Annotated in this window: 11 protein-coding genes and 1 pseudogene; 5 read left to right on the forward strand and 7 right to left on the reverse strand. The window is 45.3% G+C overall.

Going from position 1 to position 16033, the window contains the following annotated elements:
* Positions 1-12: 12 nt before the first annotated feature.
* The 3 genes from QUA36_RS17635 to QUA36_RS17645 form a co-directional block, all read right to left on the reverse strand.
* A complete protein-coding gene (locus tag QUA36_RS17635) occupies positions 13-2373 on the reverse strand; it encodes a hypothetical protein (RefSeq protein ID WP_333458560.1) in 2361 nt (786 codons plus the stop codon).
* 74 nt (positions 2374-2447) lie between these two features.
* Positions 2448-4214 carry a peptidoglycan DD-metalloendopeptidase family protein gene (locus QUA36_RS17640; protein WP_333458561.1) on the reverse strand — a complete coding sequence of 589 codons (1767 nt, stop codon included), beginning with the start codon at positions 4212-4214 and terminating at the stop codon, positions 2448-2450.
* Positions 4215-4609: 395 nt separating this feature from the next.
* On the reverse strand, positions 4610-4957 hold the full coding sequence (locus QUA36_RS17645) for a hypothetical protein (RefSeq protein ID WP_333458562.1): 348 nt from the start codon (positions 4955-4957) through the stop codon (positions 4610-4612).
* 208 nt (positions 4958-5165) lie between these two features.
* Here QUA36_RS17645 and pgeF point away from each other — a divergent pair, with 208 nt between their 5' ends.
* Positions 5166-6044 carry a peptidoglycan editing factor PgeF gene (pgeF, locus tag QUA36_RS17650; protein WP_333458563.1) on the forward strand — a complete coding sequence of 293 codons (879 nt, stop codon included), beginning with the start codon at positions 5166-5168 and terminating at the stop codon, positions 6042-6044.
* A 243-nt stretch (positions 6045-6287) separates the two neighbouring features.
* Entirely contained in the window at positions 6288-6899 is a 612-nt protein-coding gene (locus QUA36_RS17655; RefSeq protein ID WP_333458564.1) for a CPP1-like family protein, read from the forward strand.
* 198 nt (positions 6900-7097) lie between these two features.
* Here QUA36_RS17655 and QUA36_RS17660 read toward each other — a convergent pair whose 3' ends face one another.
* Complete coding sequence (locus QUA36_RS17660) at positions 7098-7796, reverse strand: HAD family hydrolase (RefSeq protein WP_333458565.1); 699 nt, start codon at positions 7794-7796, stop codon at positions 7098-7100.
* A gap of 577 nt (positions 7797-8373) precedes the next feature.
* Here QUA36_RS17660 and QUA36_RS17665 point away from each other — a divergent pair.
* Together QUA36_RS17665 and QUA36_RS17670 are read left to right on the forward strand one after the other, a co-directional pair.
* Positions 8374-10425, forward strand: a complete 2052-nt coding sequence (locus tag QUA36_RS17665) for a diguanylate cyclase domain-containing protein (RefSeq protein WP_333458566.1) — start codon at positions 8374-8376, stop codon at positions 10423-10425.
* Positions 10406-10939, forward strand: coding sequence for a GNAT family N-acetyltransferase (locus tag QUA36_RS17670; RefSeq protein ID WP_333458567.1), 534 nt, complete (start codon positions 10406-10408; stop codon positions 10937-10939). The genes QUA36_RS17665 and QUA36_RS17670 overlap by 20 nt, the downstream gene beginning before the upstream one ends.
* 20 nt (positions 10940-10959) lie before the next feature.
* Here the strand turns inward: QUA36_RS17670 and hppD are convergent, their stop codons facing one another.
* Both hppD and QUA36_RS17680 read right to left on the reverse strand, forming a co-directional pair.
* Positions 10960-12021 (reverse strand): 4-hydroxyphenylpyruvate dioxygenase, encoded by a 1062-nt coding sequence (gene hppD / locus QUA36_RS17675; RefSeq protein ID WP_333161011.1) that lies wholly within the window; start codon positions 12019-12021, stop codon positions 10960-10962.
* A gap of 400 nt (positions 12022-12421) precedes the next feature.
* Positions 12422-13129 carry an SDR family oxidoreductase gene (locus QUA36_RS17680; protein ID WP_333161009.1) on the reverse strand — a complete coding sequence of 236 codons (708 nt, stop codon included), beginning with the start codon at positions 13127-13129 and terminating at the stop codon, positions 12422-12424.
* Between the two features lie 140 nt (positions 13130-13269).
* On the opposite strand from QUA36_RS17680, the pseudogene QUA36_RS17685 reads away from it, so the two are divergent.
* Positions 13270-14547: pseudogene (locus QUA36_RS17685) on the forward strand (RNA-guided endonuclease InsQ/TnpB family protein).
* A 73-nt stretch (positions 14548-14620) separates the two neighbouring features.
* On the opposite strand, the gene QUA36_RS17690 reads toward QUA36_RS17685, so the two are convergent.
* Positions 14621-16030, reverse strand: a complete 1410-nt coding sequence (locus tag QUA36_RS17690; RefSeq protein ID WP_333456697.1) for an NYN domain-containing protein — start codon at positions 16028-16030, stop codon at positions 14621-14623.
* Between the last annotated feature and the right edge of the window lie 3 nt (positions 16031-16033).

The raw sequence follows: 16033 nt of genomic DNA on the forward strand, positions 1-16033 counted from the left end.
AACTAATAACTTTTAATTTTTCAAGCGATATAGCACCGACTCAGTATTAAAATCTTTACCGAAAACTGGTTGCAGGGGGCCCTGGGCACTTGTCAGCCAAGATAAAGCTTTTCTGGTAGCTGCGTTTGTCTCAGTCAGGGGCCCGAATCCCACAGTCCTAATTTTATTTTGCCGCAGGTTGTCAATCCATTCCGAAAGTCGATCGGCTCTAAATGGCACATATAAGACTTGTCTGTCCAAATTTCTCCCGTAAAACAGGTAGCTGCGCGAACTTAAAAAGAAGCCTATTCTTTCATCTGGTACTGTATTTTTATCAATATATTCGTAAATACCACGATACAGTTCGGTACGTGCAATATCTCGCTTTTCCCTCCAATGACCAATTACTATCAATCCTATACAGACACCAATTATTACTAGGTAAATCGTTTTTTTTCGGGTAGGAAATAGATGATTCAGCCATCCTAAGCCCGGATTTATTTTCAACCATATCGCAGCCAGAGTCAGTGACACAATATAAAATATTGGATATGGTAATATATATTGCCAACTGGGGCGTAATATTGCTCCGATAGTATTAATACCTTCTATGGGGCTAGACTTCAAATTGTCAATCAACAAACTCCCCCAAACAATACTATCTCCGGTGAAAGAAGCATTTTTAATATAATCAAAAATTGTGTTGCTAGTAATACCCAACAAACCACTAACCAAAACCAATATCAGAACAACTAGATTTGGAGTTTTCAAGAGAGTGGCTGTAGCTGCTGCGGCGATGGCGAGTACGCTTAAAAAGGGAAATCCGTATCGGAGGTTAAAGCCGAGTATAGGGCTGAGTTTACCGATCGACTCTCCGACAGTACCGGATGTGTAAGGTGTAATTAAATATAGAATTCCTGTGCTGGCGAGAAGTATAATTAATATAATATTATTTTGATTAATTATTCTATTTTTACCCTGAATAAACGCAAGAGGTGCTGCCAATACCTGAAGCGCGATCGCCAGAAAGGGCAGTTGCAATCTAATGATAATTTGTAAGCCGACAGTTTGCCAGTGGGAAAAATTGCTGGGATTAAATTGAGCTGCTAAAGTGCTTTGCCAAATCTTTAGAAGTGGCGAAGCGGGCGACTGCTGTACCGGAGGTGTTGGAGACGGTAAACGAACAGGCTCTAAGGGAATTTTAATATCGCCGACTTCGCCGACAGGATAATTGATTTGCAGCAAGTTTCTCACATACCAAAAACCTCCTAAAAGCAAGCAACAAGCTATGCCGCACAGTAAGACTGGTTTGAGAAAGTGGCGAATTCTAAAATTTGCTGGTGTGGATTTTTTATTAACCGCGAATCTTTTAAGTTCTAATATTGCTAATCCTCCTAAAAGTGAGGCTGCATAGACTATCCCAGTGATTTTTATTCCGGCTAGCATTCCTGTGGCTGCCAGAAATAGGGAAAGTTCGGATTGCGATCGGCTGCTATGATAGGATAAACCTAGATACAAACCCACTGTAAATATTGCAGCTAGCGGTAAGTCTGGGTGAATCGTGTTAATTTGGTTCAGCATCATTGGTACTGTCAATACTAAAGATGCTGCTGCCATACCGTGAAGTCGCGTTGCTCCAAATTTTACGCTCAATAGATAGACTGCAATTCCCTCAATTACCCACGCAATTAGCAGGGGAGAAGTGGCTAAAAAATCTTCTCCGAAGGGAAGCACACACAAAGCAGATAAAACGTGCCAATTGTAGGGGTAAACTCGTGCTTGTTCTTGTTCAAAAATCCAATTTCCGGCGGCATCTAATAAGGTAAATGAATGGGTTTGATACCATCGGGCGATCGCAGGTAGGTGAAACCACAATGAATCATAATTGGTTGTGGGTTTGGTTGCCAGAGTTTCCAACAGCACAACTCCTGCAACAGCGGTGGCAACAATAATTAGGGATTCTGATGGGCCCAAAGGTTGCTTGAGTTGGGGAATCGGCCAGCGCGAGAAGGTAAAAGTTTTGTGGTTTTTGGTATAAATCAGGATGAAGCCGATCGCACAAATGAGAATTTCTGCTATAATCACCGCAGTAATATTTAGTCGATCGGCACTTCCTAAAATCAAGCCGATACAAACTTGTGCAATACTCCACCCTGTCAGGAACACAAGGAGAAAATGGGGAAATGAATAGTTATTGTTTTCTTTCTGATTCTCGGCCGCCAGAGACAAGCTTAAGGGAATCGGCCCGACTACAATAATCAGAAATAAAATTAATTCCCACAAATGCTGCGCTATTAGCATAAGCTGCAAGTTACCATTTTTTATCAGTTTTTCATCGTTACCGGAAAGAGCCTGGTAACGATGAAAAGCAACGATCTCGCGAGATCGTTGCACAAAACATTAATTTTCTTGTGGGGTGCGCTTTTCGACCGCTCCACAAGAAAATTTATCTAGCCAATCCCCAATTTTTACCTGTTAGCTTGCTTCTGAATTTTGGGTTTGACGGCTTCGGCATCTTTGGGTTTAGAAGTATCAGCTTTTAAGAATTCCGGGAATGGCGGCTGGAGGTTGTGAACTTCGATGTCCATTCCCAGCGGCAGAGGTGGAAGCTGGGGCAGATCGTTTTCCCAATCCTTGAGTGAGCTAGCGGTTTGTATTTCCACCATTTTCGGCATTTGCGGTACTTTGGCGGTTTCCAAACTGCCGATCATTTTTGCCAGAGCGAATTCTAGCTGAGAGCCCGGGTCGATCGCCACCCAACCCTGGTCAGTCATTTGCCGAACCTCGAAGTGAAGGTGAGGCCCTGTAGACATTCCCGTACTCCCGACGCGGCCGATCGTCTCTCCCTGTTTCACGAACTCTCCCGGTTTCACAAACAGTTCCGAAAGGTGTCCGTAGAGAGTTTCCTGAGACTTTTTGCTGTGGTTGAGAACTACCGTCAAACCGTAGCCGCCCAACCAATCGGCGATCGCCACTTGACCCGCATAGGCTGCCAGTACGGGCGTTCCCATCGGGGCGCCCAAGTCAGTTCCGGTATGAAACCTGCCGTAGCCCATAACCGGATGAGTCCGCCACCCAAACGGCGAAGTAATTGCCGAAGCAATAGATAGCGGAAACAGCAAGCTTTTGTTGCCATTTCCAGGGAGGCCTGGGGGACGCGGCGTGAGATTGTAGTAAGCAAAACCGCTATTGCTGCCACTGCTGACACTAACCGCACCGACTTGAACCGGCCCGAGTCCCATGCTGGGGGCTGGAGCGCCGCCGCCGTAAGATGCAGATCCGGCATAATACCCAGCGTCTGCCGAGTAGCTGATGTTAGCCGAGTATCCAGCGTCTGCCGAGTATCCAGCGTTAGCCGAGTATCCAGCGTCTGCCGAGTAGCGCGGGGGTGCGTAAGCAGATTCCGGTGGATTTGAATCCCTCCAAACCTGGCTGCCTATTTGTTGAACGGCTTGACCGAGTTTACTGACAGGATTTCCGCTACTATTTCCGGCAACAGTTCCCCGAACATCGCCCGGAAGGCTTTCTGGCCGATTTCGAGGAGGAGGGGCTGCAATATAACCGTCGTCTGCGATCGGAGTTTCCTGTCTGTAGTTGGGTTCTCCGGCATCTGCCGTCACCGGCTCGGAAATAGGAGGAGGCGCGCACAAACCAACTCCTTCGCAGCCGGTCGATCGTTCTGCAAACTCTATTCTGGTTGGCGCTTCGTACTCTTGGTACTGGGTGGTAGCGCCAACACTGTAGTCTGTTTGGTCGATTTCAGCATGGGCTGGGTTAACTGGCGCTTCAAAAGGCGGCTCCTGGGCCGTCGCTTCTGGCAGGGGAATCAGCGCTGGCTCCGGCAGATAATATTGCGTGGGAGCTGGTTCGCTGGCGTACTCCGGCTCCCAGGCGGGTTCAGGATCGAAAGGCTCGGACGGTGGAACTTCTGCCTGCGGTTCAGGGTATGGTTCTGGTTCCACTTGGCTGTATGCGGGTTCCGGGGGCGGTAGAGGAGCTTCAAATAATGGCTGGAGGTCTGCTGCGCCGGGGACGGCTTGTTCTGCTGGCGGAGTTTCGGCTTGGGCCAAAACTAAGCCTTTGCTGAGCAGTCCCAGACTGGCAAGACAACCCAGTCCCACCAGCAGTGAGCGATCGGACAAAAGGCGCGATCGACTCCGGGCGCCTGTAGGGTTCTTTTTTTGCTGTTTGGTGTTCAAATGGGCTGTTATTTGCTTGTCTGGAACTGGTTTCACGATTTTTTTTCCCAACTCAACAGGGGGCACAAGGATCTCGAAGTCAGGATCGAATGTATGGCAATCCTTGTCTTTATATACAGGCCTAACTGATTTTACCGGGCTTGAGGCAATTTTTTTTGCACATAGAACAAGCTCAAATGCCTTACGCATTCACAAAAAATTCTCGGTAAGTGAGAAGCTCAGAGACTTTAGTCCTGAGAGGAAAACGGCGCGGCGATTTCAATCGCCTTGAATCCCCTTTCGGGGTCGGAGAGGGAATTTAATGTAACCTCTCCGATTTATTGGGGTATGGTTGCCCCAATCTCCCATTTCTGGGGTAAAGTTAGCCTCGTCAATGTTATAAAGGCTTGTTAGGCTGGCAGCACTGTCTCAGTGACTTTAAGACTGTTTAACTACCAGCGACAGAGCAGGGGACTGGCTTCGCATCCCAGGGTGTCGTGACCTAAATAACGTAGCCAGTTAAGGCTTAGACTGGTCAGCATAGCTTGCTTGATTTCTCTTACAAGCTCAGAGGTTTTAACCCGCTCGTTACTGACTTGCGATCGATATCCGGTTTTTTTGATCCTGATGGCACTTGCGTAAAAGTGTCTTAGGGCCACACTGATGATAGCGCTTTGGCGTTCGTCTATGTTAATTAGTTGCCTATATTTGTCAGATTCTGCAAAATTTCTGCGCTGTCGATCGTCCTGAAATATTGCACCATTCTCAATAATCTTTTCCGGGCGGACTCTCCTGCCCAACCCCTACTCCCCACAAGAAAATCTACTCTTTCTGGAACAGGCCGGAAAACCTGTTAAGCGAGAAGGCTGCAAGATGTTAGTTGTTCTAAAACCGCCTACTCATCGCGATTTTTTCCTGAAAGCTGACCCTGCTTTTAAAATTCGCGGACAAAATTTTTGATTGTTTAGAATACAAGCTAAATGATTCGCTTGGGTAAGGATAGGTTTCATGACTGTAGCTGGCGATCGCTTGACAAATTTTCCTGACTCTGAGTGTGGCGGAGGGCCTGACGGTATCAGTTGGGACTGGCAGAGTTCTGAAGGCTTGCCCTATCTGACTTGTAGCTTGCTTTCTCGCTGGTCTCACGGCTTTTTTACTCGCGATTTCTCGCCCCAGGGGCCGATCGATCTGACGGAAGTTCTCGAACCTGGAGCTAAGGTTTACCGACTCCAACAGGTACACGGCAATGCGGTACTCAAAACGAGTGAGTTGTCGCCGGTTGTGGCTGCGGGCCCGGAAACCGCTGCCCCAAGCTATGCTGAGGCTGATGGCTTGGTGGCCGCGCGAGAATTGGAGGCGCTGTGGGTTTGCTCGGCCGACTGTGTGCCGGTGCTGATTGCTGACGATCGCACGGGACTCGTTGCGGCAGTTCACGCGGGTTGGCGCGGGACTGCTGCTAAGATATTACCAGAGGCGATCGCTCAACTTGTGGCACAAGGCAGTCAACTAGAAAATCTGAAGATTGCTATGGGGCCGGCGATCGCTGGAGAGGTTTACCAGGTATCTGTGGAAGTAGCAGCGGAACTGGGAGCCACCATTGCTCCTAAGAGTGCCGTTAGTGCGACAGCCGACGGCATTCTAGAGTTTTTGCACCAACTGCCGGAAACGCCTGTCTTGGCCGATCCAGAACCGGGAAAGGTACGCTTGGATGTTCGCCTCTGCAATGCTTTGCAATTGCAGCAGTTGGGGATCGATAGTTCTCAAGTGGCGATCGCTCCTTTCTGTACTTATTCTGACTCGGCTCACTTTTTTTCTTACCGCCGCGATCGACTTAAAAAAGTCCAGTGGTCGGGAATTGTGAGTGCCTGCGGGACAAGTCCCTTCTGAGGGCATTTGGCAGAAGGTAAAATTTTAGACTGCCAAGATAAAAATAAAAATCTTTGGATTCATTATTTTTTATTTACGAATGCCAAATGCCTTCTAGTTTCTATTTTCGTAAGGTTTGCTGGTTCCTGTTTTAAAGCACCAAAAACTAGCAGCAAAACTTTTGGGAAAGCGGCAGAGATCCCGCCCCGCTTTCCTCTCTTGTTAAGATTGCTCTATAACGAGAGTCTTCAGCGGGTTATTACCATGAGTGAGCCAACTCCCTATCAACTGCTTGAAGTCGATGAAGATGCTTCCTTTGATGAAGTGCAAGAGGCCCGCACGCGCCTAGGCGAGCAGTACAGCGGTGACAAGAAACGTTTGGAATTGATCGAAGCAGCTTACGACGCGATCCTCATGGATCGCCTGCGGCAGCGACAGGAAGGGAAAATTAAAGTACCCGAACGCATTCGCTTTCCCGAACGGCTGACTCCCCCACCCCCAAGCTTTACTCCGTCTCCTCCTAGTGGCAGCCCAGCTTGGTTGCAGCGGATGATCGATACTCCTAGTCGATCGGACATTTTGTGGCCGGCTGGGGTGTATGTGGGTTTAGGCGGACTGAGTATTTATCCGGCAGCTAATGATGGTTTACTACAGTTAACTCTGGCTCTTGGGGTCGGCTCTTGTCTTTATTTTGTTAATCGCAAGGAACAAAAATTTGGTCGCGCCGTGCTGCTGACTGTGGCTGGCTTGGTTATAGGCTTGTTGCTGGGAGGATTTTTGGGTTCTTTGGTCAGTCCGGCATTTATAACAACAGAGAAATTTATCGCTTTGTTTACGTTTTTAATTCTGTGGCTGGTCAGCAGTTTTCTGCGATAGTCAGTTGACCGTTGACAGTTGGCAGTTGTCAGTTGTCAACAGTCATCAATCATTAGTCAACTATCAACTGTCATTAGTTATTGGTAATTGTTAATTGGTAATTAGTAATTGGTAACAATCAACTAATTACTAACACCTAAAACTTACGAACCAACCAATAACAATAATTAACAACTGCCAACAGTCAACAGTCAACAGTCAACTGACAACTGACAACTGACTATCTAAAATAATCTCAACTGCTTCGCTCAAATTGTTAGCAATTAAATCTGGTTGGTGCATTTCTAGTTGGGTTCGATCGCGAATTCCGCACAAAACACCAATTACCTTGACACCGTGCGTTTTTGCTGCTATAATATCTGCCTCCGTATCCCCAACCATCCAAACGTCAGAAGCCGGCGGCAGTTCGGCGAGAGCTTTTGCCATTAACAGGGGCTTATCTTTGACATCCCCGGTTTTGACGTAATCGTTGGGGAGGCAATAGCAGCGGTTTTCAGGGAAAAATTGCCCTAAATTGCAGCGGTTGAAGGCTTCATCTAGTTCCCTAACGCGGCGCATGGTCATCACCGCTAAGTCTACTCCAGCGCGCTGCACCTTTTCGAGAGTCTCCAGAGCGGTGGGAACTGGTTGATCGTAAATCATGTAGGGTAGGGTGTGGACGGTTTGACGGCGTTTCTGGGCAAAATCGCGGGATTGGGCTGCGTCTAATCCTGAGAGGATGGCGATTTCGGTTTCGGGAACCCGCGCGCGCTTCATGTCCCAAAACTCTGCCTTGGGGAGTTCCCGCACTGGTTGCCCCTCACGTTGAGTATCGGCGAGACAATACTGGTAAACTCGGTAGTAGCGATCGGACACGTCCATGATCGGGCCGTCAAAGTCGGTAATAAGTCTCAGCATTTAGCAGAGTGTTTTTAAGTTTTTATACAAATTCTTCGATACTATATCATTTAAAGGTAACACTTTCTTTACAAAAATTGACACAAATACCCAGGGGAGGTAAGGTCTATAGGAATGGTGCTAATTAAAGCAAACATTTCAATTAAACTGTGCTGTTCCTCAACTTGAGCAGTTGTCAGCCATATCGGGGAATTTAAAATTAAAATGTGCCGGACAAATAGTGTAAACCGCTACATATTGTTCATAAATCTCAACCTCAATCGAGGCTGATTTTGACTGCGCTTTCTCAAAAGAAGTTGGTTAAATTACTATTTGGCACCATTTTTAAAATAAGCAAAAAACTGCTTGGAGAATCCAAAGTGTACTGTTTGCATAAATTAGCCAGCGGTAACAGGTGATGACATCTGCCAGTATAAAAATTCCCATGATAAATCGTCGCAGCCAAACAACAACTAACTTTACCGGCTAACCTTTGAGAGAGATGCTCTACAATAACGAGACGCTTCCAACATTAACTGTAGAGAGCAGCCCCAGAAGTATTAATATTCTTCTTTATAAGCTTTTATCCTTACGCAGGATGGAATACCTCGCAGTCGATCGGGAACTTAAGATTAAAGAAATATCTTTGAAAGTGCAAGATTTTGCCTACATTCATGAAGAAGTAGCCGAAGGAAAAGACGTGCGCGAGAGTTTTCCTGAACTGATTGGAATTGAAGGAATCCTTGAAGATATTATTGAAGAACGAGAACAAGATTTTCAGTTAAAATCAATTAACCGAGTTCTCAAAGACGGATCTTATTTGTATCTAAATTTGTACATATTTGGTTATAAGGGACAAGCCAACGCTGACAGATTGATTATTTTATGCGAAGATGTGACAGATAGCATTGCAGCTCAGAAAATCATGGTTCAGGCTGTAAACGAAAACAGTATGAAAGTCGATAACTTAGCTGCGGCTGGCGATTATATTGACAAAATTATTAATTCCTTAGGGGATGTTTTGTTCGTAACAGGAGCATCGGGCCAAATCAAAAAAGTGAATCAAGCTGCACAGCAATTATTTGGATATACCGAATCGGAATTAATCGGTCAATCCCTATCCATGATTACGGCAGAGGAGGAATTATTACGCAAAGTCAGCCAGCTACCTCCTGCACTTAAAAGCCAATATTGGCCTCAAGTAAAAGTAGCTTGCAAAACGAAAATAGGTTTAAATCTGATTGTCGCATTTTCATGTTCTACTTTCGAGACAATCACAGGAAGCCCGGATACAGATAGCGAGGTTATACAAGATTTTGTTTATATCGGCAAAGACATTACCAAGCAACAACGCATAAAAAAGTGTCAAGAAGCACAGTATGCTGTGACTCATATCCTGTCAGAATCGAGTTCTCTAGATAGCGCAACTCCGAAAATTTTGCAAGCTATTTGCCAAAGTTTTGGGTGGGATTTTGGCGAACTTTGGACGCCTGCAGAGGCGGAGAAAGAAACTAGATTGGGTGAGGAAATACAATCTGAAACAGATCCGCTTTGGTGCCTGCCACTTTGTTGTCCGATCAAGGAAACTCCTTGTTGGCGGCGGGTGGCCGTTTGGCAGGCAGCGGAGGAAGTTAGGGAGTTTGCCGAAAACGATCAGCAGATTACTTTGGCTGCGGGTGAGGGTTTGCCGGGAGCGGTTTCCCGAAGCGGTTCTACGCAGTGGATTACTGATCTTGTGGGCGATCCCACTTTCGTGCGATCGCGCTTGGCCCAGGAAGCGGGACTGCGATCGGGATTCGGTTTCCCCATTCACGCTAGGAGCCAAGTTGTAGGAGTAATGACTTTTTTTTGCCGGGAAGAACTGCCACCGGATCAAGATTTACTTCAGATCATAGCTGTGGTAAGTTCTCAATTAGGAGAATTTGTCAAGCGCAAATATGCGGAGCAAGAATTGCACGAAGCTGAAGCTTCAATCCGATTTTTGTACGAACAAGAAAAACGGCAAAGCGAAGAATTAGCTCTGCAAAATTTAGCTTTAGAACAAGCAAAATTAGAATTACAAGCAGCTAACATGGAATTGCAGCGGCTCGCTTCGGTGGATGGATTGACTCAAATTCCCAACCGTCGCTGTTTTGACAAAAAATTGGAATTAGAATGGCAGTTGATGGAGCGAGAAAAAGAGTCGCTATCTTTAATTTTGTGCGATATCGATTTTTTCAAACTTTACAACGATCATTACGGGCATCCAGGAGGCGACGAATGTTTAAAACAAGTAGCCCAGATTTTAGCTAGCAACGCTCAGCGGGTAGGAGATTTAGCCGCCCGCTACGGCGGCGAAGAATTTGCGGTAATTTTGTCGCGGACTGATGTGCAAGGAGCAATGCGGGTAGCTGAAGCAATTCGCAGCGATTTGAAAGCTGCAGCAATTTTTCATGCTGCTTCCAAGGTAAGTAAGTTTATAACTCTCAGTATGGGGATCGCTAATGCTGTGCCTGCTGCTGGTTTATCGATTGAGCAGTTAATTGGACAGGCCGATCGAGCGCTGTATCGAGCTAAACTAGAAGGGCGCGATCGTATAGTTGCCCTAGACTTGAAAATAGAATTTCAGGGCCAAAAAGGAGTATGTTCTGATGATTGTGAGAGAAGCTAAAATCGCTGACGCACCTGCAATCGCACGGGTGAATCTAGATACTTGGCGGACAGCTTACCGAAAAATTGTACCAGCAGATTACCTCGCGCAACTGTCCTATGAAAAAGCAGAAAGCCGTTGGCAAGAAACCCTGACAAACGTCAAAAATACTGGGGTTTTTGTCTGCGTTGCTGAGAATGAATCGGGAGAAATTGTAGGTTTTGCTGCGGGTGGTTGCGAGCGCACCGGCAAATCTGTATATAAAGGAGAATTATTTGCCATCTATATTTTGGATGAATATCAGCGTCAAGGAATTGGACGGCAACTCGTCAGAACAGTTGCCACAAAATTGGCAGAATTAAGTTTGAACTCGATGCTAGTTTGGGTACTAGGAGACAATTCAGCCTATAGGTTTTATGAATTATTAGGAGGTGAAAAAGTAGACGAACAGCAAACAACTAGAGCAGGAGTTGCACTCAAAGAAATTGCCTATGGTTGGAAAGATATCGCAGTGCTAATTAACACGCCTTTATGACCTAAAAAGAGGAGTTTTTGTCAATCATCTATTAAACTTCCCCTCTTCATTTGTTCGCGTTCAATTGCCTCAAACAAAGCTCTAAAATTACCCGCACCAAAACCTCCAGCTTGCACCTGTTTGCCGTTAACTAAACTAACTCGGCGCTCAATAATCTCGAAAAAGAAAGTCGGTTCTGAAAAAATTGGCTGGGTAAAGATTTGCAGCAGCATCGCTGCGGGAGTATCTTCTTGCCAATCTGCCAAAACTTGACAAGCTGCAATTGCTGGCCAATCTGCGGGCAAATAGTTTTGCCGCTGCTGCAATTCGGAGTAGTATGTTGGAGGAACTGGCAGAAAAGGCAAACCGCACGATCGCAAATCGGCAACAACACCCACAATATTATTAGTTTGCAAAGCCATGTGCTGAATTCCCGGCCCCCGATTTGCACTCAAAAACTCTTGAATTTGAGAATTAGCTGATGCCGGTTCATTAATTGGGAATTGCACCCCACCTTCAGCGTGCACCATAACTTGGCTCCGCAAAGCCGATTTCTCAGTCTGAATGTCAAAATTTTGCTGCGCTTGAAAACCTAATATTTTTTGATACCAACTCACAGCACTTGACAAGTCCCCAGATTCAACATTTAACACTACGTGGTCTATCCGGGTAAACAACGGCAGCTTATCCGAAGCCGATAGCAGTGAATGGCTACCAATTCGCTCCACGAGCGTGTGGCTTAAATCTCCCCAGCCCGCGATTTTTGCCCGCTTAAAATAGCCTCCTGCGTTTAGGTCTTCTTGAATCGGTTCCAGGATTTTAGCGCCTTCAGCAGCCGCTCTAGCTACCGCTAATTCAATATTTTTTACCCGAAAACCCACATCGGCAATCCCTGGAGGATGAAACTTGAACCAACTAGCAGCGGGACTAGCGGGTGTCAGGGGCGAAGATAAAACAAAACATACATTGCCACTGCTGACAACTTCAGTGTGAGTGTGGCTATTGGCATAACCTGCTATTGATTGAAAGCCTAACTGGCTCACAAACCAGTCGCGGGATATTTTAGCGTTTTCAACGTAAAATTGAATGCGATGGAACTCCATAATCAATAATTGAAAATGGAAACTGAAAAATAGAAAATCTGCTGATTTTCAAGGCGAAATCGCAAGGGAGGGACTGAGTAATGGATATTTTTCATACTTTTTATTGCGTAACCACATAATAATAACCTAAAGATTGAATACCCTAACTCTTCCTGAAGGCAGAAATAGGTCGGCAATTAAAAGAAACCCGGTGTCTGCGATAACTTGGATTTGGTCGCTAGGCCTTGGCCAATAGGACTAAGGCAAAAAAATGGCTTGACACACTACTTATAGGGGTAAGGTGCGCCAGCCCGTGCACCTACATAATTAAGTGCTGTACAAGTTCTCAAACCTAAAAATATCATAATTTTTCTTGCCTTCAGCTTCCGCTGCCTTCTGCCTTCTAATCACTCCTCAATCGCTAAAAGAACAAATGACTTTCCGGCTGAATATTAATCTCCATCGGCACAGCTTGCGGGTCAGCCGAAAGAGCAAACATAATCGCATTAGCGGCAGTTTCGGTACTCAGCATTTTTGACCTGTCTACCTTCAAACTCACATTATCCCAAAACGGAGAATCCACGCCGCCAAAATAGAATAGCGTAAACTTAATGCCGTAGCGTCGCAGCTCATCTGCCATGCACTTGCTGAAACCAACTACCCCAAACTTTGAAGCGCAATAAGCCGTTCCCATCGCCATCGAATGCTTGCCCAAAATTCCGATGACATTGCAAATGTGGCCGGCTTTGCGTTCTTTCATCACATTGGCGGCGGCTTGAGAGGTGTAAAAACTGCCTTTTAAGTTCAAGTCTAGCATTGCATCTAAATCAGCGGGTTCTAACTTGTTCCACTGCTTGAGAATTCCGGCACCGGCGGCGTTTACGAGGGCATCAATTTGTCCGAAATGTTCCACAGCTTTGTGCATCAGCGTTTCGACTTGGGGCAAATCGGTGATATCCGTGGGCACGCACAGTACCTCTGTTGCCGAAAGTTCGCTAGCTAAAGCGTCTAACTTAATGCTGTCTCTGGCGGCGAGCACTAGCCTCGCACCCGCATCAGCGAGTTTGCGGGCCACCGCTGAACCGATGCCGCCACTCGCACCCACCACAACCACAACTTTGTCGTGCATATCCCTTTACATTTCTTTACGTCCCGATTGTATCATAAAACTTCATTAAGATTGTAAGCATCAATAAACAATGGTAGTATCCGATAGTCAAGAAAGTCCAATCCAAAATTGTTGCGCTAGTTAAAAAATGGAGAGTCTGGATGCAACTAGCAGAGAGGCACATCATTAAATCTACGGAACACCGTTTCGCCCAGATTGATGAATTAGCTTTTAAATCCAAGAATCTCTACAATGCCGCTAACTACGTCATCCGTCAGAGTTTTGTCTATGGATGGGGTTACATTAATTACAACGAGATGAACCCTTTAATGAAGTCTCATCAAGCCTACAAGGTTTTGCCAGCCAAGGTAAGTCAACAAATCTTGATGATATTGGACAAGAACTGGAAATCGTTTTTTGAAGCTGTCAAAGCTTACAAAGTTGATTCCTCTAAATTTACTGGTCGCCCGAAACTACCGAAGTACAAAGATAAAGTCGAGGGTCGAAATATTCTTGTCTATACGATTCAGGCGATTAGTAGCAAGCAGTTGAACAAAGGAATTATCAAGCTTTCGGGTACACAAATCTCAATAAAAACCCAAATAAAATAAGATAAAATTTGCCAAGTTAGGCTGGTTCCCAAATGTGATTCCTATGTAATTGAGGTAATTTATAATGAACCGGAGTCCACCGTCGAACTGATTCAAAAAGAAGCAGTAGCTAGTATGGATTTGGGACTAAATAATTTAGTGGCGTTAACTTCAAATCAGTCTGGTTTTACCCCTCTCCTGATTAACGGGCGACCATTGAAATCGCTCAATCAGTTCTACAACAAGCGTAAGGCAAAACTACAATCTCAATTGAAAGGAAGTAGCAAGAAATCATCCCGTATTCAACGCCTAACTCGTTGTCGCAATCAAAAAGTAGATAATTACTTGCACTCCTCCAGCAGGCTTATAATTAATCTTCTCGTCGCACGAAAGATTGGGAAGCTAATAATTGGAAAAAACCTACAATGGAAGAGCGATATTAGCTTAGGAAAGCAAACCAATCAGAACTTCGTAAGTGTGCCTCATGCCCGATTAATAGAAATGTTGGAATACAAAGCTGAATTGGTTGGGATAAAGGTGATTATCCAAGAAGAATCCTATACTTCTAAATCGAACTTTCTAGCTTTAGATCCAATCCCTGTTTATGGGAAGACTGGCGCTAATGATGTCGCATTTAGTGGCAAGCGAATTAAGAGAGGATTGTACAAAACATCGGTCGGTCAATTAATCAATGCGGATGTTAACGGATCTTACAATATTTTGAGAAAAGCAATCCCAAATGCGTTTAGCAATGGGATAGGGAGCTGCGTAGTTCAGCCAAGGCGGGTCAATCCGCTCGAAGTGAAAGTGAAAGGGGAGGGATTCAACGCCTCCCATGTCATGCAATAAATGACTATACTTTTACCAACTATGATAACTCAAGTTGCTAGTAATGGGGATGCTTATATATTTGAAATTTTAATTAATTGAGGGAAACTTGCCAGCCTTTTTCGGCTTTTTTTAGCTGGAGAGAAGCGCAGGATTGCAAAAATTTAGTAAATTTCCTACCGAGATTAAAATCTTTAATTATTTGGGTAATTTGTTTGCCGTATTGTCGGTGAAATTCGCTGCCTACATTGGAGAGAAATACAGAATTTTCAGGAGAGTTGTCTGTTAAGTCGCCAACGATTTTGACCAGAGCTCTTTCCAAGTCTTCCAGAGAATTAATATCTGTCAAAGTCGCAGGTGCTGCCTGGTGATTATTCAGATTTTCTTGGTTAAGTATTGGCGGTGGGGGCGATAATCTCACCTCAAAAAGAGTGACATAAGTTTGAGAAGTTTCTGAGGGCTTGTGGAGGGCAAAATCGGTGGGATATTTGAGAAAGATATCCCTGGTTTTAGTGCCGAGCAAATGATGGGCAACAACTTGATTGAGGACTAAACCGTAATTCTCTTTAAATAAAGCTGAAATTGTAGAAAGTTTGATCCACTGAGTTGAGGTGCGTTTTTGCTCTTTTTTGATTAATTCTTTTAGCTGAATAACTAATTGTTCTAGGGGTGTAATTTCCGGTGTGGTTACGAGGGAATGGGTTTCCACTTGTCCGGTTTTGCTGTTTAAAACTATGATTTTATCTATTTGTTTGCGGACTTGAAATACGGTTAGTCCGTGGGCTTGCAGTGTATTGCTGAGGTGAGTGAGGGCGCGATCGGACGAACAGACAAAAATCTCTTTGGCTGTGGGATAATGTACGAAAATCGATGCGCCGACTGTAGCCATTTTTAAGTCGGCGCTGTCTTTGCCGGGGGGGACGTGAATTAGTTGATAGCCGCGCTGGTGAAATTCGGCATCTTTCTTGCCCATGCTGCGCCAGTTGGCAAAGGCAACTTTGATTTGGATGGGATAGTGGCAAATTCCCTCTAGGAATTTTTCGGTTTCGATGGTGAGTTGCAAGTTTTCGACATCTAACAGCAAGATAGCAATGCCGACAGGACGCGGGGCTGGTTGATTGGCTGTTGGAGTTGGAGGTTCTGACGAAACTAAGTTTTCTGATTTAGCTGGTGCTGTTTGAGATTGGGCTAGCTGCTGAATTTGGGCACATAATTTGCTGAATTGAGGTGAATTAACGAATTCTGGAATCAGCAGAATTTGTAGGTATTTTTTTGCAGTCAGCAGCAGGGAATCTGTATCGCTGGCTACGCTGAAACTTTTTGTCAATTTTCCAATCAAAACTGACTGAAAATCAGGTTTGGCCCAGGGGGTTTTCCTATATTTTTCAGTTATCCATTCGGGATGCTTTTCCTGAATGGTAATTAGCGTTTGAGCGATATAGCGACTGATGGCGCTGAATGCCAGAGATTCTTGAGTCGCCAGCAAGGGAGTTCGATCGGGCATGGC

The organism is Microcoleus sp. Pol10D4 (assembly GCF_036701555.1).
In the GTDB taxonomy this organism is placed as follows: Bacteria; Cyanobacteriota; Cyanobacteriia; order Cyanobacteriales; family Microcoleaceae; genus Microcoleus.